Origin of the sequence: Streptomyces sp. XD-27 (assembly GCF_030553055.1) — a bacterium.
Lineage (GTDB): Bacteria > Actinomycetota > Actinomycetes > Streptomycetales > Streptomycetaceae > Streptomyces.
Map to the genome: position 1 here is coordinate 7,235,045 of NZ_CP130713.1, position 16,651 is coordinate 7,251,695.

Below are 16,651 nucleotides of genomic sequence, written 5' to 3' on the forward strand. Positions count from 1 at the left end.
AGGAGATGGCCTGGACCTATCCCGGAGTGCCGGCCGCGCTGGTGGCGGAGTTCGCCGGACGCCCTGTGGCGGATCTGCCGTTTTTCGCCCCGGAAATGGTGACCAGCGACCACGGCAGCGTCTACAAGAACCACCACATCGTTGCCTCCGCTCGCCGACTCGGCATCGATCTACTGCCGGCCCGCGCCATGCGGCCAACCGACAAGGCCGCGGTCGAGCGCGCATTCGCCGGAATCCAGTCGCTGCTGCTGGAACTCCTGCTCGGCTACCGGGGCACCGACGTTGCCGACCGTGGCGCCGACCCGGAGGGCGATGCGGTCTGGACGGTTTCGCAAATGGAGCACCTGCTGGCCAGCTGGATCGTGACGGTGTGGCAAAACCGCAGGCTGGACCAGTACGCCCCAGCCTGGGACGCGGGCGGGCGACATAGCCCGAACACGCTGTTCGCTGCGGCGGCCGCCCGCGACGGGATCAGTTGGAGATCCCTGATCCGGAGTCGTACTTCGAGCTGCTGCCCGCTCACTTTGTGAAGATCGACGCCCGGCGCGGGGTGAAGATCGGCGGACTTTGGTACGGCGGCACCGATCCCGTGCTCGATCCCTACCGGGGCCGGCGTTCGGGCCGCGGAGGACGGCACGCGGGCAAGTGGGCGATCCACCGCGATCCGCGTGACTGCCGCCAGGTCTTCTTCGAAGACCCCGAGCAGCCGGGCTCCTGGCAGGCACTGGACTGGAATGGCCTGCCGCCCGGCGACGATGTCCCGGCCGCCAGGAGGAACTGCAAGGCCAAGAGGTAGGCGTTCCCGTCTGCATCTCCGCCGTAACGAGTGTGCAAGCGCTCCTTGTGGATGCTGGCGTGGGACACGTCGATGTCGAGATCGTTGATGACCGCGATCGCGTCCTCGTACACGGCGAAAAGCCCGGCGGGCAGCAGGGAGTCCCAGGGGCCTGTGCCATTCCAGATCTCGTTTCCGTGAAGCTCGAAGTCGGCTGGCACCCTTTGCAGGTGCTTCCTCGCTACCTGGCAGAACTTCTCCGCGAGGGGCTGCACCTTGTCCTCATGCACGAGCACAGCGGCCAGCGTCAGCAGCTTCTGCTTGTTGGCACCCTTCCCGACGGAGCCCGTCTCGTCGATGTAAACCAGGTGTGCCATGCGTCGAGTAAAGCGGACCGAGGCTCCTGGTGGGTGGAGGCAAGTCCCCAAACAATGAAAACGGGCGGACCCGCCACCTGAGGCGCTCAGTCACGGCGGTGCTGTGACTGAGCGCTCTAGTTGGCCAGTGAGCATTGCACTGGGCCGTTGAGCGCGGAACTGTCCAGCGCAACTCGTGCTGCGTACCGGACGTGGCTGACTCGGCGCGCTCGTCGCGATCGTCGTCTACTGGCTGGCACTCGTGCACGTCGCCGTCCGGCTGCGCGCGGTGCTCGGCCGACCGGCCTGGCGCCGACGCTGGGAGCGGATCGGCGGCTGGATGCTCATCGCCCTCGTGGGGGGAGTGGCCGCCACCGGGTGACGCGCGCTAGGACCGTGTCGCCCTCGCGCACTCGTCCCCAGTGGACTCGCCCCGCCCGACCGGCGCGCTGCGGTCGTACGGGTCGACCTCCGTGCCGGCCTCGTCCGCCCGGCGGTCCGTGCCGAAGGGCGGGACGAAGTAGCCCGTGGGGGCGCCGCAGCCGCCGTTGGTCATGTCGTACTTGTACGAGACGATCGAGAACGTGCCCGGCTCGGTGATCACCTTGTCGGGGTCGTCCCAGCTCAGGACCAGCTCGCGCCGGACGATCGTGCGCACGATTTCGTCGTCGCCGCCCGCGTCCGCGCGGGTGACCGGGTAGACGAAGGTGACGTCGGCGGTCACCTGGAGCGCGCCGCGCTCGCCCTCCCGGTAGGCGAGCCGGCCCCGGGTCTTCACGACGTCGCCGACCAAGTGGGTGCGGGAGGGCTGGAAGCGGCTGAAGAGGAGGAGGGGGTCGTTCTTCTCGCTCGGAGATCGGAAAGCGGTTTTCAGAAGGTCTTGGACGTCCTTCTGGTGCGGGTTGATCAGTGCAATCGCCTTCTCGGGGCGCTCGCCCCGCAGCACGCCACGGTCCAGGCTGGACGCGACGAGGAAGTCCCGGCTGCTGGCCAGGGCCCGCTCGACCTCGGCCGCGCTCATCCAGCCGATCGCCCCGGCCTTCGGCACCGTGATCCCCGCCGCTCCGCTCGCCCAGCTCGCCGCTGGCGAGCCGCGGAACGGCTCGTCCATGGTGGGGCGCTGGGCCGCCTCCGCCGGGGGGACCTGGGTCGGGCGGGCCGCCGGCGGCGGGGAGTCAGCGTCGGCGAACAGGTCCACTATCCGCCCCGGCGCGAGCGCCACTACCAGCAGCACCAGCGAGGCCAGCAGCCCGACCACGTACCAGCCCGTGCGCCGCTTGGGCCGCGCGGGCGTGTAGCTGCGCCAGCCCTCCAGGCCGTGACCGGGCTCCGCGCGCAGCCGCTTTGCCACCTCGCGGGCCCGCGCCGACGGCTCCTTGGGCGCGTCGGCGGCACCCGCCACCGACTCGCGAAGAAACCGCTCCCACTCCTCGTCGGACCTGGACGAGCCGTCCGGCTCCGTACCCGCACCCATCCCCAACCCCTGGCAATCAGTAGTCCGCGGCCCATTCCCCTGGGACGCGTCCGCATGATGTTACAGAGCGCTGACAGTGAGGCCGGCTGGGCGGACGGTGTGGGCGCGCCGCCTTTTCTCAACCGGCCGACTGAAGCGCTCAGTCACAACTGATGTGACTGAGCGCTTCACCTGGCGGCTGAGCGGCCGAGTCGGCGGATTGAGTACCAGCCAGTCTTCGCAGGTCAGGAGCGGAAAACAGCGATAGCCGCAGATGCGTACTGCGCCACCGGGCGGGCCTCCCTCGCCTCCGTGGGGATCCAGCAACAGCCCCGCCACTGTTCTCGGCCGCACCACTCCCTCCGCGTCCGTGGTGACACCGCCGTAGGTGAAGTCACCGTTGTGACAGACTCAAGATCACTTTTGACCACACGCCCAGCAGGGTGTTCTGACCAACAGAGTGGGGAACTCATGACCAGGGTCCGGCTCAGCACCAGCCTTGGCGACATCGTGCTGGAACTCAACAGCGAGAAGGCGCCGAAGACCGTCGAGAACTTCCTGAACTATGTCGACCGCGGCCACTACAACGGCACGATCTTCCACCGGGTGATCCCGGGCTTCATGATCCAGGGTGGCGGCTTCACCGCCGACATGGCGCAGAAGCCGGTCGACGCCCCGATCGACAACGAGGCGAACAACGGCCTGGAGAACATCTGCGGCGCCGTGACCATGGCGCGGACGAACGACCCGCACTCGGCGACCGCGCAGTTCTTCATCAACACCGTCGACAACGATTTCCTGGACCACACGTCGCCGACGCCGCAGGGCTGGGGCTACGCGGTGTTCGGCCAGGTCATCGAGGGCATGAACGTCGTCGATGCAATCAGGGGTGTCGAGACGACTTCCAAGGGCTACCATCAGGACGTTCCGGTTGAGCCCGTGATCATCGAGCGCGCGGAGCGCGCGTCGTAAGCCTTGAGTAGGTGACACGGCTCCCAGGTCCGAGAAGGTCCTGGGAGCCGTTCGTCTGTGCCGCCGTCACTTATTGCTATGAGACCGTCCTACGCGCGCCGCGCGTCTCCCACGGAATCGGGCCACCGCTGGTGAGCTGGCCCGGCGCCGCAGGGCCGGCCGTCGGACCGCAGCGGTCGTACGGTCCGCTCATGGGCGTTGGAGGGCCACCGGTGCGCCTGATGTGGACGGTCGCTGGGCGAGGGATCGCCGCGGCGGAGGGCCTTCCGTCACACCGCCGCAGGTCAGAGGCGCGCAGATTGAGCGCTTCAGTTGGCGAGCCCCGCCAGGTGCAGCGCTCAGTCACAGCTGTGTGCCGGGCGCCTGGCTCATCAGGCCATGACGCGGCCCGCGGCGGCGACCAGGTCGTCGGTCGCCGCGATGGCGGCCTCGCGGCGGGCGGCCAGGACGGTGCGGTCGGCGACGTCGCGTATCTCCAATGCGGCCAGGGCGGCCTTGCGCGCCGGTTCGGCGAGGGACGGTTCGAGGACGGAGACCGAGACCAAGGGGGCGGTCACGGCCGAGCGGGTGACGTGGGACGCTGCACGGGCTGCCTGGAGGGCTTCCTGGCTCGCCCCGTTCAGGCGAAGGTCTTCGCGGTGCCACATGGCCCGCCGATGGTCACCCAAGGCGGCCACGAGTTCGCCCAGCGCCAAGCGCAGCGCTTCCGCCCTCCGCTCAGCGCGGGCGGCTCGCTCACCCCTGAACTGAAGCAGTCCGGTGAGCGCGCCGCCGAGCAGCGTGCCCGCCACGGCGATGACGGTGGACCACATGGAAACGACCTCCTGTCGGAGCGGTGATGATGCCGGCCGCCGCAAGCGCCCTCCGGCATCAGGTCTGGTACATCGTGCGGAAGGCGGTGGCCGGTTCCGCTGTCCGGCGGCCGGCTCCTCGGCACAGCGGCGCCCGTCACGAGCAGCGGATCGACGTGACCCGCCGGGGCGGGCGTCGCGGTCAGAGTGTCCGTGGCTGTCTCACGAGGGCCGCGGCATCGGCGGCGATGTCCGCCACGATGCGGCCCGCCGGGGCGACGTAGTGGACCAGCCCGACGCTCTGGCCCGCGTAGAGGGCCAGGGCCCCCAGGTCGCCGGACATGCCGGGCACGGGGACCATGTCCTCGTAACGCGGCCAGGCCCGTCCGTCGGCGCTTCGGGCCACGACATCGCCTTCGCCGGGGCGGTTCGGCGCAGCGGGGCGGCCGGCGGCCTCCCAGGCGCTGAGCGTGGAGTTGCGCAGGGCGCGGTGCGGGGCGTTGGGCCAGCCGCCGTCGAAGCACCGCGTATGCACCGCCTCCTGCGAGGCGGCCCGGATCACGGCGTCGCGGTAGACCTCGTGCGTGGCCGCCTCCCGTGCCGTCAGGAAGCGGGTGCCCAGCCATCCGGCCTGGGCCCCGAGCGCCAGTGCCGCCGCGAGCCCGCGCCCGTCGGCGATGCCGCCGGCCGCGATGACCGGCACCGGACGCACGGCGTCCACGACGGCGGGCACCAGCGCCATCGTGGTGACCTCCCCGCGCACGTGACCGCCGGCTTCCCAGCCCTGGGCGACGACGACGTCCACGCCCGCGGCGACGGCGCGTTCGGCCTCGGTGACGGAACCGACCGTGTGGAGGTGAACCGCGCCGGCCGAGCGCACGCGTCCGGCGACAGTGGACGGATCACCCCAGAACGTCGAGATGATCGGCACGCCCTCCGCCAGACAGGCGTCGAGCAACTCGTCCACCGGGAAGTCCAGCACCAAGTTCACCGCGAACGGCCTCGGCGTCAATCGCCGGACCTCCCGGATCCGGCGTACCGCCTCTTCCGGGGTGACCCACGTCAGAGCGAGGGTGCCGAGCCCGCCCGCGTCCGCCACCGCAGCCACCAGCTCCGTGGTGACCGCGGACCCGATGGGCGCCTGCGCCACGGGCACCTCGATGCCCAGTCGTCCGCACAGGGGTGTGGTGAACGCCGCCATGCTGTCCTCCCCGCGAAGAGTGATTCTCTTTCCGAATCACCGGACGATGCTAGTGTTTCGGAAACCGAAGCGCTAGGCGCTGTGGATCCGCAGCGCGGGAGGGCGGCGATGGCCACACCGACGCCGGGACGGCCGGTACGCGGCTCGACCACCGGACGCCCCCTGATGGCCGCGCTCGATCTCTTCGGTCGGCGGTGGACCCTGCGAGTGGTGTGGGAACTGCACGAAGGCGCGCTGGGCTTCCGCGCCCTCCGCGAGCGCTGCGAGAACATGTCCTCCAGCGTGCTGCGCCAACGACTCGTCGAGTTGATCGAGGCCCGTCTGGTGCACCAAACCCCGGACGGCCGCTACGCCCTCACCGAGCTCGGACGGGAGGCCCGCACGGCGCTCAACCCCCTCGTCGGCTGGTCGGCCACCTGGGCCGCCGCACTGACCGAGCAGCCCGACGACGAACACCGCTGAATGCGCGCGACCGCGCCCGACGCACATGCTCGATGCGACGCGACATGCAGCAGCGCTGTTCAAGCGCGCAGAGGCTCCCGGCCCAGTCGTTGGGCAGGTGTCGGGCCGGCGCAGTACGGTGTGGTCGTGAGCGAAAAGGCCCGCAAGCTGTTCGAAGCGCTGGACCTCGACGACGACGGCACTCTGACCCGGGTGGAGGTCATCCTCGCCCTGCGCGCCAAGGGCCCGACCCTTGCCGCCCAAGGCGACCTGCCGTTCTGGGGCGTGGGGGACGTCGACGCCTCCTCGGCCCTGTTCGACGCCGCCGACCAGAACGGCGACAGCGTGCTGACGTATGAGGAGTTCGCCCGGGAGGTCGACCGCCGCTTCGGCTGGTAGTCGGCTGGCAGGAGGACACCCCACTCTCGGCTCCGGGGATGTCCCCGGCCGACGAGCGGCCGACAGGGACATCGGGCTCAGGGGAGGTCGAACCGGTCGAGGTTCATCACCTTGTCCCACGCCGCCACGAAGTCGCGCACGAACTTCTCTCCCGCGTCCGCGGACGCGTAGACCTCCGAGACCGCACGGAGCTGGGAGTGCGAACCGAAGATGAGGTCGACGGCGGTGGCGGTCCACTTGACCTCGCCCGTGGCGCGATCCCGGCCGTCGAACACGTTCTCGACCGAAGCCGACGCCTTCCACTCGGTGCCCATGTCGAGCAGGTTGACGAAGAAGTCGGTGGTCAGTGTCTCCGGCCGGTGGGTGAGGACGCCGTGCGGGGACCGCCCGAAGCCGGCGTTCAGAGCCCGCATGCCGCCGATCAGAACCGTCATCTCGGGAGCGGTCAGTGTCAGCAGGTTGGCGCGGTCCAGCAGGAGGGTCTCCGGCGACAGCTTCTCTCCCGCCCGGACGTAGTTGCGGAAGCCGTCCGCCCTGGGCTCGAGCACGGCGAACGACTCCACGTCCGTCTGCTCCTGCGAAGCGTCCGTGCGCCCCGGGGCGAACGGGACGGTGATGTCGTGCCCGGCGTTCCTCGCGGCCTGCTCGACGGCCGCGCACCCGCCCAGGACGATCAGGTCGGCGAGTGAGACCTTCGTTCCGCCGGTCTGTGAGCGGTTGAAGTCCTGCCGGATCTGCTCAAGGGTCCGCAGCACCTCGGCCACCTCGGGCAGGTCGTTGATCTCCCAGTCCTTCTGCGGCGCCAGCCGAATCCGTGCCCCGTTGGCCCCGCCCCGCTTGTCGGTGCCGCGGAAGCTCGCCGCCGACGCCCAAGCGGTGGTGACCAGCTGGGCGACGGACAGTCCCGAGTCGAGGATCCTGCCCTTGAGGGCGGCGATGTCCTCGTCCGCGACCAGTTCGTGATCGACCGCGGGGACCGGGTCCTGCCACAACTGCGGCTCGGGAATCCACGGGCCGAGGTAACGCGCGATGGGTCCCATATCGCGGTGCAGCAGCTTGTACCACGCCTTGGCGAACGCCACCGCGAGCTTGTCGGGGTTCTCGTGGAAGCTCTTCGCGATCGGCCCGTAGACCGGGTCCACCTTCAGCGCCAGGTCCGTCGTCAGCATCATGGGAGCGTGCCTCTTCGACGGATCATGAGCATCAGGCACGGTGCCCGCGGCCGACGGATCCGTCGGAGTCCACTGGTTCGCACCGGCGGGGCTCGACGTCAGCTCCCAGTCGTACCTGAACAGGTTGTCCAGGTACCCGTTGTCCCACTTCGTCGGCTCCAAGGTCCATGCGCCCTCGAGCCCACTGGTGAGCGCGTCGGCGCCCTTGCCGCTGCCGTAGGTGTTCCTCCAACCGAGGCCCTGCTGCTCGATGGGGCCGGCCTCGGGTTCCGGACCGATGTACGAGGGATCGACCGCACCGTGACACTTGCCGAACGTGTGGCCGCCGACGATGAGCGCAACCGTCTCCTCGTCATTCATCGCCATACGCCCGAACGTCTCGCGAATGTCCCTGGCGGCAGCCAGGGGATCCGGGTTGCCGTTGGGCCCCTCCGGATTGACGTAGATCAGTCCCATCTGCACGGCACCGAAAGGACCGGCGAGCTCTCTTTCGCCGCTGTAGCGCTCATCTCCGAGCCACGTGTCCTCGAGCCCCCAGAAGATCTCCTCGGGTTCCCAGATGTCCTCTCGCCCGAAGCCGAACCCGAACGTCTTGAACCCCATGGATTCCATGGCGCAGTTGCCGGCGAAGACGAGAAGGTCGGCCCAGGAGATTTTCCGGCCGTACTTCTGCTTGACCGGCCAGAGCAGACGGCGCGCCTTGTCGAGGCTCGCGTTGTCCGGCCAACTGTTGAGGGGAGCGAAGCGCTGCGCGCCGCTGCCGCCACCGCCCCGGCCGTCGGCGATCCGGTACGTTCCCGCGGCATGCCAACTCATCCGGATGAAGAGCGGCCCGTAGTGGCCGTAGTCGGCGGGCCACCAGTCCTGGGACGCTGTCATCACCTCGAACACGTCCCGCTTCAGCGCACCGAGGTCGAGGGTCGCGAACTCCTCCGCGTAATCGAAGTCCTCGTCCATCGGATTGGCGTGGGGCGAGTGCTGGTGGAGAACTTGAAGGTCCAGCTGATTCGGCCACCAGTCCCGGTTCGTCTTGGGGCGAGTCGGCGTGGGGGCCGGAGAGGGGATTACTGGGTTCTCGCTTTCGCTGCCGGACACGTCCGTCCTTCTTTCTGTCTCGGTGCTTCCTTCTGCTGGCTGCTGCTCTTGACGTTGTTCGCCTTGCCGGTGTCGAGCGTTCGGCCCGCGCTCGCCTTTCCTCACCACGACGCCGGTGATTGTTCCGGTGTCGGCGTCCGTATGGTCGCGCATCGCAGACCGCACCGCTACGAGAACACGCAGAGCGCCCCCGCGTAACAAGGACTCAAAATCCGTAGGCGAATGCGGGACTTGGCTCAATGGCCGACGGCTCTCCCGGCTTCTGAACCATGCGAGAAAAGGCGGCTCTTTATGATTATCGGGATCACGCCGCTGACGTGGCCGAGCGCCGGCGCCGGGCCGAGGCCCCCCGATCACCTCCCCCTTACGGCTCCAGCCGAGCCGCCAGTGTCCCGGGCAGCGCATCCCGGTTCTGCGCTGTCACCCGGACCAGTTCGATGCCGGCGCGCCGCTTGAGGGCGTCGGTGAACGGGTCGTGGTGCGCGTGCACGGTGGCGACGAGGTCGATGCCGGCTGTGAACAGTTCCTCCACGGCCTCCCGGAACGCGGAGCTGGACAGCTCCATCCGGCCCAGCTCGTCGATGAGCGCGAGATCCCCCGGTGCCGGGTTCCGCGTCAGCGGGGCGATGGCCGACAGCGCCAGTTCCTCCATGACGCGCAGATCGACACCGTACCGGCCGACGCGCGGCGGCCCGGGGAAGGCGACATGCGCGAGCACGGCCCGCCTGCCGTCCAGCGTCTCCAGTGCGAAACCCACTCGGGCGGTGCCCTCCCGGATCTCCTCCGTCGTGAATCCGACGGGCGTACGGGTGTGCAACAGGGAGGCGAGCCGCCGCACGACGGTCGTCTTGCCCACGCCAGGGCGTCCCTCGAGCAGGATTCGTGTCGGCATCGCAACCTCCGAGCATGTGTTCATGGCGCCCCCCGATCCTCGCGCAGCGCGAGTCCGCAGGAGCGGCGACCGGTGCTGGTTCGGTGCCGACATCCAGGCAGTCAAGGAGGCGAAACCGCAGCTCCCAGCCGTGACCGGATGAGTTGTCATACCACTCGATGGCCGGCGGCTGCGGCGAACGCGCCGGGCGTGGGCGAGGATGACCGCTGTGCGGTCTCGCGTTGCATCGCACGGTGCGGGGCGAGGCGCCCCGGCCCGGAGAGCACAATCCGACCAGTGGACCAGGACGGTGGTAATCCATGGCCGATCACGATCTGAACGGGTTCGACCGCGACACCTTCACCCATGACGGCACCACCCGCCGGATCCTCCGGCGTGGCACGGGGCCCGCGGTGATCGTGATGGCGGAGATCCCGGGGATCACGCCCAAGGTGCTGGAGTTCGCGGAACGGGTGGCCGCGATCGGCTGCACCGCCGTGCTCCCGGTGCTCTTCGGCACGCCCGGACGTAGTGCCGACCCCGTGGCCGACGGCCGGCTGAAGTCCGGGCGCTACATGGCCTCGTCGATATGGCGGGTGTGCGTGAGCCGTGAGTTCACCCTACTGGCCACGGGGAAGACCTCAGCGGTGGTGACCTGGCTGCGTGCCCTGTCCGCGCACGAGCACCAGCGCTGCCAGGGCCCCGGGGTCGGGGCCGTCGGCATGTGTCTCACCGGAGGCTTCGCGCTGGCCATGGCCGCCGATGAGCGTCTTCTCGCCCCCGTTCTGTCCCAGCCGTCCCTGCCGCTGGCCCTCACCAGGAGCCGGGCCGCGGGCATCGACATCTCCGCCGAGGACCTCGCCGCGGTACGGGGCCGCTGCGAACGCGACGGTCTTCGCGTCATGGGGCTGCGGTTCCGCGGGGACCGGTTGGTACCGGGCGACCGCTTCGCCTTCCTGCGGCGCGAACTCGGCGACGCGTTCACCGCCGTCGAACTGGACGATTCCGTCGCCAACCCCGGCGCGGCCATGCCGCCGCACTCGGTGCTGACCGAGCACCTGATCGACGAACCCGGCCAGCCGACCCGCGCGGCGCTGGACCAGGTACTCGACCTCTTCCGCACCCGCCTGCTCGAAGCGCAGCGCGGATCGTGACCCACGGCCGACCGGGACGGCGCGTGGGCCCGCCGGCCCGCCCCCGGGCCGGGGGCCGTACGACGACCGCCGGCACCCGCGACCTGGAGGCGACCGGGCCGTGGGCACGTGCCGATCCGGTGCGACCTGGTGCGCTGGGCGCGCGGCGCTGCACGGGTCCGTGGGCTCGTGGCCTGGCGCACGTCGGTGACCGGCACGGAGCCCACCTCAAGGGGTCATTCCGTAGGCGTTGCTCTCTTTACGCCGCTCTTTACGCCGCGCAGAACTCGTTGCCTTCCGGGTCCTGCATGATCCACCAGTGCCCAGCGGGCCCCTGGTCGACTTCGCGGACGCGGGTTGCCCCCAGGTCTTCCAGCCGGGCCACCAGCTCGTCGAGGCCGCCGGGTTCGCTGTGGATGTCGATGTGCAGGCGGTTCTTGCCCACCTTGCCCTCGGGTACGTCCTGGAAGAGCAGCCTCCGCCCGCGGCCGACGCCGCTGGCCTCGTCGAACGGGTCCTCGGGGTGGCGGATCGCGGCGTAGCCGCGGAAGTTCCTGCGGCCGTGATGCTCGATGACCGCCTCCTCGCCGATGCGGCCGGTGGCCAGCAGCTGCTCGATGAGAGCGCTGGGGTCTTCCACCTCGTACTCCAGGGCAGCGGCCCAGAAGTCCGCGAGGGCAGGTGCGTTCGTGCTGTCGATGACCAGCTTCCAACTCATTGCCATGTAACCAGTTATATTGGTTACATGGACTCCACTGCAACCAAGGGGCTGACGCTGCACTCCCATACCGGCGTCGCCTACCGGTTCGACCCTGGCGCGCTGTGCCTGGAACTGCTGGTCACCGGCGGCCCAGGCCCATACCGCCGGTACGAGGTCCTGCACGAGCCCGCCGACCTGGCCGCCTGGGCGGACCGATCGCGGCTGACCCCGACGCCCGCACTGGAGATCTCCGAAGCCGAGGTGGCCGACATACGAAGGCTGCGCGACGCACTGTTCCGAGTGGTCATCGCCCACACACGCGGCGAGCCGCACCCGCCCGGTGACCTGGAGACCATCAACGAGGCGGCCGCCCGTCCCGCCCTGGCACCCGCTATCACGCCGACCGGGAAGCGGCAGTGGGCCGGCACCCCCAGCGGCACGCACCTGGCGGCCACCGTCGCCCGGGACGCGGTCGAGTTGCTGACCGGCCCCTTCGCACACCGCATCCGCACCTGCGCCGCCGAAGACTGCCACCTCGTCTACGTCGACACCTCACGCCCCGGCCGCCGCCGCTGGTGCTCCATGGAGCACTGCGGCAACCGGCACAAGGTCAGGGCGCTGCGCGCCCGCCACTCCGAGGAAGGATGACCCCGATGCCCACCGGACTCACCAAAGACGCAGGCTGGCAGATCGGCGTGTCCCGCACGCTGCCCCACCCCGCGCCCGTCGTCTGGGACTTCATCAGCAGCCCCGAAGGGCTCGCCCTCTGGCTCGGCCCCGGCGCGGTCCTCACCCCGGAACGCGGCGCACCCTACCGGACGGCCGCAGGAGTGACGGGCGAGGTGCGCGGCTACCGCCCGGCAGACCGCATCCGCGTCACCCACGGCACCACCACGGTCCAGGCCGCGCTCGCCCCCACTGCCGACGGGGCCCGGACGATGCTCCGCTTCCACCAGGAGCACCTGGCGAGCGCCGAAGAGCGCGAACAGCAGCGGGCGCACTGGCAGCGCATCCTGGACCAGGTCGCTGACGCCCTCGACCGGCAGTGACGGCGGCGTGCAATACCGGGGCAGAGCCTGGCGCCTCAAGCCGGACCCCCGGACCCCCGGTGCCCATCGACCCGGACACCCCGACCGCGGTGCTTGGTGGACTGCGGCGCGTCTCTCCGAGCGGAGGCGGATGCGGAGGCGCTTGAAGCCGTGGAGCCAGGCGAAGATGTCGTGGTCGTAGCCCCGGTCCGCGAAGACCGAGTCCGGCCTGCGGCGGGGACGCTGACCCCCACGCCACCGCCCGGCCGGCCGCCGTGTGCGTGCCCGCTCGCGGCCTAGTTCTGCGGTGCCAGGGTGCGAAGGACGCAGAACTCGTTGCCCTCGGGGTCTGCCATGACCACCCAGTTTCGGCCTGAGCCTTGGCCCACATCCGTCCTGGCGGCGCCCAGGCCGAGCAATCTGGTCACCTCGTCCTCGGTGCTGCCGTCGATCGGGCTGACGTCGAGGTGAAGCCGGTTCTTCACGATCTTGCCCTCGGGCACCTGGATGAACAGCAGAGTGGGCGACATCTGGCGGGCCCGAACATCCTCAACGGTCGGTACCCAGGAACCGATCTCGACCTTGCCCTCGCTCCGGTCGATCACCTTGAAGTCCAGGACCTCGCACCAGAAGGCCGCGAGCCTCTCCGGATCGTGGCAGTCAACAGCCAACTCGGTGAACCTACTTGTCATGACTCTCCCAGATAGTGCGGACGGGACTCAGAGTATGGGCCCGTGCCGCCCGTCCGACAGGTCCGGGATCTTCCTGACCAGGGACATCAGTCGGGCTTGACCCGACATCAGATACGTGTGTCAAGCCCCTGGGAGCCGCAATGCTCAGCTCGCCAACCAGGGCCTGCCCGGTGGATCGGATACCGGACAGGCCCCGGGCCAGGAAGGACTCAGCGCTTGAGCGTGAAGGATAAGTCGCCCGAGAGCCTGCCGCTCAGGCGGACTGTCGACACGAGGTTCCCCTCGGCGAGCAGTCTGTCGACCTCCGCTCGCGAGAAGCCGAAGCCTTCGGCGATCAGTCGCACCGGCCGCATAGGTATCGGCGCCGCACAGCGGACCGAGACCTGGCCAACACCGGCACAGGCGCCCACCGGCCGCGGTGCGCCCGGTGCGGCGGCGGACCGTACGGCGACCGCCAGGCCGGCCGGTCGGTTCGACCCGAGCCGCCCACGTCGCGGCGCCGTACGAGCGGGTCCTGGAGCAGTTCGGCTGCCAGGCCGGGGTCGTTGTCGTGCAGCAGGTTCAGGAGCTCGGGTTGTACGGAACGCATGTTCATCCGCTCCAGGACAGCGAGCTTGGTGGTGTCCCCGCACTCGGTGCACAGTGCGAGGAGCCAGGCGTCGAGGAGCTTGTGGTTCGCATTGACGCGGAATTTGCCGCTCGCCCGGAAGTGCCCGGAGGCGCACCTATGGCAATGGCGGAGAACGATCGGCAGGCAGGTGGGCACGCCCACCCAGTTCTTGGACACAGAGATACACCGGATTCCAGTGAGATGACCGCAGCGAAGGGAGCGCGGCGCACATGTGCGACACGCGACGGATCAGCGCTTGGGGGGTCTCACTTGGTGTACAACGGCACGTCCTTGACAGGGTGACTGCGGGCGGGAGGATGGTAACGGCACACGGGAGTGCGGATCCACTGATTTTCGGGTGGGTAGCGATGGCTCGCGGCGGGCTCCCGCACCGCTCTCGGTCCACCGGACATGCCCCAAGGACTGTCCGGCGGGTTATGGGCGGAGCCAGAGCCGGATCGCGGCAACGGTGACGGTGCCGTGAAAGACGTAAGCACGCTTGTCGAAGCGAGTCGCTACCGCGCGGAACATCTTGAGCCGGTTGATCGACCGTTCGACTTCGTTCCTGCGGGCCTACCGCAGCCGGTCGAAACCTGCGGGTCGGCCACCGTGGCTAACCCCACTTGGCACGGCGGCGCACCTGGCGTGCGCCGCCGTGCCGCTTTGCGGCGTGCTCCGCAGTCCCGCCCGCGCCCCAAGAGCCCCAACTCGCAGGAGCAGTAATGTTGATCACCCGACGCACACTCACCCGCGGGCTCACCGCGGGACTGCGGCCTGATCGCAGGCCGGTCACTCCTCGGCTCGTGGTGGAGGAGCGCTGCCGAGTTCAAGCGGAATGTGCTTCCGGAAGGGTGGGGGACGTGATGCGCTTGGTCGTTTGCAGCGAGGGCGTGGTGTTCACCGTGACGAACTCGGGAAGTGCGGGAGAGGGGGTGTGGAGGCTGTCCCGCGGACGGTTAGCGGCGCCGGAGTGATGGGTCGAGTAGTGCGGGCGGGGTGTCGTACTTCTCGTGCGGGGCCAGGTCGGTGCCGGGGGTGACGATGGTGTCGATCGCGTCGAGGACGTCGGCGGGGAGCACGGTGTCTGCGGCGGCGAGTTGTGAGTGCAGGTGGTCCAGGGTGCGGGGGCCGATGAGCGCGCTGGTTACGGCGGGGTGCGCGGTCACGAATCCGAGCGCGAGCTGGATCATGGTCAGGCCGGCTTCGTCGGCGACTTTGGCCAGCTGCTCGACGGCGTCGAGCCTGGCTCGGTTGGAGGGGATGGTGGTGTCGAAGCGTTGTGGCATGAACGTGGAGCGGTTGGTGGTGATGTCCTGGCCCTCGCGGATCGCGCCTGACAGCCAGCCCGAGGCCAGCGGGCTCCACACCAGCACCCCGAGCCCGTACTCCTCGGTCACGGGCAGGACATGGGTCTCGATCCCGCGCTGCAGGATCGAGTAGCTGGGCTGTTCGGTGACGTAGCGGCTCAGGTGATGCTCGCGGGCGGCCCACTGTGCTTGCACGATGCGGTACGCCGGGAAGGTCGAGGAGCCGAAGTAGCGGATCTTTCCCGCGCGTTGCAGGTCGGTCAACGCCGACAGGGTCTCCTCGTCGCTGGTGCTGGGGTCCCATCGGTGGATCTGGTAGAGGTCGACGTGGTCGACGCCGAGACGGCGCAGGCTGTTGTCCAGTTCGGTGACCAGCCAGCGGCGCGAGGTGCCCTGGTGGTTGCGCTCGTCACCCATCGGCATGCTCGCCTTCGTGGCCAGCACGATGTCGTCGCGGCGGCCGGCGATGGCCTTGCCGACCATCTCTTCCGATTCGCCGTCGCTGTACATGTCGGCGGTGTCGATGACGTTGATGCCGCCCTCAAGGGCGGCGTCGACGATGGCGGTGGCCTCGTCCTGGGTGGTGCGCCCGATCGTGCCGAAGTTCATCGCGCCGAGTGCGAGGGAGCTGACCTGCACTCCGGTGCGGCCCAAGGTGCGGTACTGCATGACCGTGTTCCTCCATTGCGGGTGAAGCGTGGTGGCAATGCATGGCTTGGTTGCCGGGCCCTTGCCCTGGCATCATGAGTGAAGCGGAACCTTGTTCCGGTAACGATACGGAACGCTGTTCCGTTTTGGCAAGAGTGGTAGCGGAGGAGGCGGCGCGGTGAACGACAGCGACGAGGGCGCGGGGCACGCAGCCCAGTCCAAGCGGAAGGACGCCCGGCGCAACAAGGAAACGCTGCTCGACGCGGCCGCCGCGGTCTTCGTCACGTCAGGTGTGGAAGCGCCGGTACGCGACATCGCGGCCCAGGCCGGCGTCGGGCTGGGCACGATCTACCGCCACTTCCCGACGCGAGCGGATCTGATCATCGCCGTCTACCGGCACCAGGTCGACGCCTGCGCCAAGGCCGGTCCAGCCCTGCTGGAGACCAGCGCGACTCCTCACGCCGCACTGGGGCGATGGATCGACCTCTTCGTCGACTTCCTGGTCACCAAGCACGGACTCGCCGCCGTGCTGCAGTCCGACGACGCCGGCTTCGATGCGCTGCACGCCTACTTCCTCGACCGGCTCGTGCCCGTGTGCGCCCAGCTGCTCGAAGCCGCAGCCGCCGCAGGCGAGATCCGCTCCGACATGGACGCCTACGTACTCATGCGCGGCGTCGGGAACCTCTGCATCGGCGCGGACAGCGATCCCCGCTACGACGCACGTCGACTGGTCGAACTCCTCATCGCCGGACTAGGCCGACCGCACTGACTACCGGCTAGGCAGGGCGGCGGCGGTCCAGGTCGTCTTCGAGCTGCCGGTCGACGCCGACCTCCAGGCCGAAGCGGTCGGAAGAGACGCGCAGGCCGGTCGTCACAGGTTGAGGGTGACCCGGCCGCGTCGGGCCTGGGGGGGCGAGGGGGGAAGTCGTCGCAGGTGGGGATGTCGACAGTCGCAGGTGGGGGTGTCGACAGAGGGATGCTGCTCCGGTAGTCGATGTCTACCGCAG

General features: G+C 69.4%; 18 protein-coding genes and 2 pseudogenes. 8 read left to right on the top strand and 12 right to left on the bottom strand.

Features of this window, described 5'->3' with window-relative positions; genetic code table 11:
• The first annotated feature begins 5 nt into the window (after positions 1 to 5).
• The gene (locus Q3Y56_RS31705; protein ID WP_304465169.1) at positions 6 to 530 is read left to right on the top strand and encodes a hypothetical protein; all 525 of its coding nucleotides are present in this window, start codon (positions 6 to 8) and stop codon (positions 528 to 530) included.
• 70 nt (positions 531 to 600) lie between these two features.
• Here the strand turns inward: Q3Y56_RS31705 and Q3Y56_RS31710 are convergent, their stop codons facing one another.
• Both Q3Y56_RS31710 and Q3Y56_RS31715 read right to left on the bottom strand, forming a co-directional pair.
• Positions 601 to 1,152: a hypothetical protein gene (locus tag Q3Y56_RS31710; protein WP_304465170.1), complete on the bottom strand. Its 552-nt coding sequence runs from the start codon at positions 1,150 to 1,152 to the stop codon at positions 601 to 603.
• Between the two features lie 367 nt (positions 1,153 to 1,519).
• The gene (locus Q3Y56_RS31715) at positions 1,520 to 2,605 is read right to left on the bottom strand and encodes a hypothetical protein (RefSeq protein WP_304465171.1); all 1,086 of its coding nucleotides are present in this window, start codon (positions 2,603 to 2,605) and stop codon (positions 1,520 to 1,522) included.
• 450 nt (positions 2,606 to 3,055) lie between these two features.
• Between Q3Y56_RS31715 and Q3Y56_RS31720 the strand changes: the two genes are divergently transcribed.
• On the top strand, positions 3,056 to 3,556 hold the full coding sequence (locus Q3Y56_RS31720) for a peptidylprolyl isomerase (protein ID WP_304465172.1): 501 nt from the start codon (positions 3,056 to 3,058) through the stop codon (positions 3,554 to 3,556).
• A gap of 371 nt (positions 3,557 to 3,927) precedes the next feature.
• On the opposite strand, the gene Q3Y56_RS31725 is transcribed toward Q3Y56_RS31720, so the two are convergent.
• Both Q3Y56_RS31725 and Q3Y56_RS31730 read right to left on the bottom strand, forming a co-directional pair.
• Positions 3,928 to 4,368, bottom strand: coding sequence for a protein kilB (locus Q3Y56_RS31725; protein WP_304465173.1), 441 nt, complete (start codon positions 4,366 to 4,368; stop codon positions 3,928 to 3,930).
• A gap of 181 nt (positions 4,369 to 4,549) precedes the next feature.
• A complete protein-coding gene (locus Q3Y56_RS31730; RefSeq protein ID WP_304465174.1) occupies positions 4,550 to 5,548 on the bottom strand; it encodes a nitronate monooxygenase family protein in 999 nt (332 codons plus the stop codon).
• A gap of 108 nt (positions 5,549 to 5,656) precedes the next feature.
• Here Q3Y56_RS31730 and Q3Y56_RS31735 point away from each other — a divergent pair, with 108 nt between their 5' ends.
• Positions 5,657 to 6,010 (top strand): helix-turn-helix domain-containing protein, encoded by a 354-nt coding sequence (locus Q3Y56_RS31735; protein WP_304465175.1) that lies wholly within the window; start codon positions 5,657 to 5,659, stop codon positions 6,008 to 6,010.
• A 126-nt stretch (positions 6,011 to 6,136) separates the two neighbouring features.
• Positions 6,137 to 6,388, top strand: coding sequence for an EF-hand domain-containing protein (locus Q3Y56_RS31740; protein ID WP_304465176.1), 252 nt, complete (start codon positions 6,137 to 6,139; stop codon positions 6,386 to 6,388).
• Positions 6,389 to 6,465: 77 nt separating this feature from the next.
• Here Q3Y56_RS31740 and katG read toward each other — a convergent pair whose 3' ends face one another.
• Positions 6,466 to 8,655, bottom strand: coding sequence for a catalase/peroxidase HPI (katG, locus tag Q3Y56_RS31745; protein WP_304465888.1), 2,190 nt, complete (start codon positions 8,653 to 8,655; stop codon positions 6,466 to 6,468).
• A 364-nt stretch (positions 8,656 to 9,019) separates the two neighbouring features.
• On the bottom strand, positions 9,020 to 9,571 hold the full coding sequence (locus Q3Y56_RS31750; protein WP_369696828.1) for a nucleoside-triphosphatase: 552 nt from the start codon (positions 9,569 to 9,571) through the stop codon (positions 9,020 to 9,022).
• A 275-nt stretch (positions 9,572 to 9,846) separates the two neighbouring features.
• On the opposite strand from Q3Y56_RS31750, the gene Q3Y56_RS31755 reads away from it, so the two are divergent.
• Positions 9,847 to 10,680 carry a dienelactone hydrolase family protein gene (locus Q3Y56_RS31755; RefSeq protein ID WP_304465178.1) on the top strand — a complete coding sequence of 278 codons (834 nt, stop codon included), beginning with the start codon at positions 9,847 to 9,849 and terminating at the stop codon, positions 10,678 to 10,680.
• A gap of 250 nt (positions 10,681 to 10,930) precedes the next feature.
• Here the strand turns inward: Q3Y56_RS31755 and Q3Y56_RS31760 are convergent, their stop codons facing one another.
• Positions 10,931 to 11,383: a VOC family protein gene (locus tag Q3Y56_RS31760; protein WP_304465179.1), complete on the bottom strand. Its 453-nt coding sequence runs from the start codon at positions 11,381 to 11,383 to the stop codon at positions 10,931 to 10,933.
• Between the two features lie 21 nt (positions 11,384 to 11,404).
• Here Q3Y56_RS31760 and Q3Y56_RS31765 point away from each other — a divergent pair, with 21 nt between their 5' ends.
• Together Q3Y56_RS31765 and Q3Y56_RS31770 are read left to right on the top strand one after the other, a co-directional pair.
• A complete protein-coding gene (locus Q3Y56_RS31765; RefSeq protein WP_304465180.1) occupies positions 11,405 to 12,007 on the top strand; it encodes a CGNR zinc finger domain-containing protein in 603 nt (200 codons plus the stop codon).
• A gap of 5 nt (positions 12,008 to 12,012) precedes the next feature.
• The gene (locus Q3Y56_RS31770; protein WP_304465181.1) at positions 12,013 to 12,408 is read left to right on the top strand and encodes an SRPBCC domain-containing protein; all 396 of its coding nucleotides are present in this window, start codon (positions 12,013 to 12,015) and stop codon (positions 12,406 to 12,408) included.
• 275 nt (positions 12,409 to 12,683) lie between these two features.
• On the opposite strand, the gene Q3Y56_RS31775 is transcribed toward Q3Y56_RS31770, so the two are convergent.
• From Q3Y56_RS31775 to Q3Y56_RS31790, 5 genes and pseudogenes are all read right to left on the bottom strand, one after another.
• Positions 12,684 to 13,079 (bottom strand): VOC family protein, encoded by a 396-nt coding sequence (locus Q3Y56_RS31775; protein WP_304465182.1) that lies wholly within the window; start codon positions 13,077 to 13,079, stop codon positions 12,684 to 12,686.
• Between the two features lie 209 nt (positions 13,080 to 13,288).
• Positions 13,289 to 13,462, bottom strand: a pseudogene (locus Q3Y56_RS33650) (DUF1062 domain-containing protein); the annotation flags it as partial.
• The gene (locus Q3Y56_RS31780) at positions 13,414 to 13,866 is read right to left on the bottom strand and encodes a DUF1062 domain-containing protein (protein WP_304465183.1); all 453 of its coding nucleotides are present in this window, start codon (positions 13,864 to 13,866) and stop codon (positions 13,414 to 13,416) included. The gene Q3Y56_RS31780 and the pseudogene Q3Y56_RS33650, both read right to left, overlap by 49 nt.
• A 258-nt stretch (positions 13,867 to 14,124) precedes the next feature.
• Positions 14,125 to 14,298 (bottom strand): annotated as a pseudogene (locus Q3Y56_RS31785) (IS5/IS1182 family transposase); the annotation flags it as partial.
• 347 nt (positions 14,299 to 14,645) lie between these two features.
• A complete protein-coding gene (locus Q3Y56_RS31790) occupies positions 14,646 to 15,665 on the bottom strand; it encodes an aldo/keto reductase (RefSeq protein WP_304465184.1) in 1,020 nt (339 codons plus the stop codon).
• A gap of 157 nt (positions 15,666 to 15,822) precedes the next feature.
• Between Q3Y56_RS31790 and Q3Y56_RS31795 the strand changes: the two genes are divergently transcribed.
• Positions 15,823 to 16,413, top strand: coding sequence for a TetR/AcrR family transcriptional regulator (locus Q3Y56_RS31795; protein WP_304465185.1), 591 nt, complete (start codon positions 15,823 to 15,825; stop codon positions 16,411 to 16,413).
• The last annotated feature ends 238 nt before the right edge of the window (positions 16,414 to 16,651 follow it).

Bases quoted from the DNA above. Each gene is read 5' to 3' on its own strand.
- Q3Y56_RS31705 (WP_304465169.1), top strand. From the start codon at position 6: ATGGCCTGGACCTATCCCGGAGTGCCGGCCGCGCTGGTGGCGGAGTTC.
- Q3Y56_RS31710 (WP_304465170.1), bottom strand. From the start codon at position 1,152: ATGGCACACCTGGTTTACATCGACGAGACGGGCTCCGTCGGGAAGGGT.
- Q3Y56_RS31715 (WP_304465171.1), bottom strand. From the start codon at position 2,605: ATGGGTGCGGGTACGGAGCCGGACGGCTCGTCCAGGTCCGACGAGGAG.
- Q3Y56_RS31720 (WP_304465172.1), top strand. From the start codon at position 3,056: ATGACCAGGGTCCGGCTCAGCACCAGCCTTGGCGACATCGTGCTGGAA.
- Q3Y56_RS31725 (WP_304465173.1), bottom strand. From the start codon at position 4,368: ATGTGGTCCACCGTCATCGCCGTGGCGGGCACGCTGCTCGGCGGCGCG.
- Q3Y56_RS31730 (WP_304465174.1), bottom strand. From the start codon at position 5,548: ATGGCGGCGTTCACCACACCCCTGTGCGGACGACTGGGCATCGAGGTG.
- Q3Y56_RS31735 (WP_304465175.1), top strand. From the start codon at position 5,657: ATGGCCACACCGACGCCGGGACGGCCGGTACGCGGCTCGACCACCGGA.
- Q3Y56_RS31750 (WP_369696828.1), bottom strand. From the start codon at position 9,571: ATGAACACATGCTCGGAGGTTGCGATGCCGACACGAATCCTGCTCGAG.
- Q3Y56_RS31755 (WP_304465178.1), top strand. From the start codon at position 9,847: ATGGCCGATCACGATCTGAACGGGTTCGACCGCGACACCTTCACCCAT.
- Q3Y56_RS31760 (WP_304465179.1), bottom strand. From the start codon at position 11,383: ATGGCAATGAGTTGGAAGCTGGTCATCGACAGCACGAACGCACCTGCC.
- Q3Y56_RS31765 (WP_304465180.1), top strand. From the start codon at position 11,405: ATGGACTCCACTGCAACCAAGGGGCTGACGCTGCACTCCCATACCGGC.
- Q3Y56_RS31770 (WP_304465181.1), top strand. From the start codon at position 12,013: ATGCCCACCGGACTCACCAAAGACGCAGGCTGGCAGATCGGCGTGTCC.
- Q3Y56_RS31775 (WP_304465182.1), bottom strand. From the start codon at position 13,079: ATGACAAGTAGGTTCACCGAGTTGGCTGTTGACTGCCACGATCCGGAG.
- Q3Y56_RS31790 (WP_304465184.1), bottom strand. From the start codon at position 15,665: ATGCAGTACCGCACCTTGGGCCGCACCGGAGTGCAGGTCAGCTCCCTC.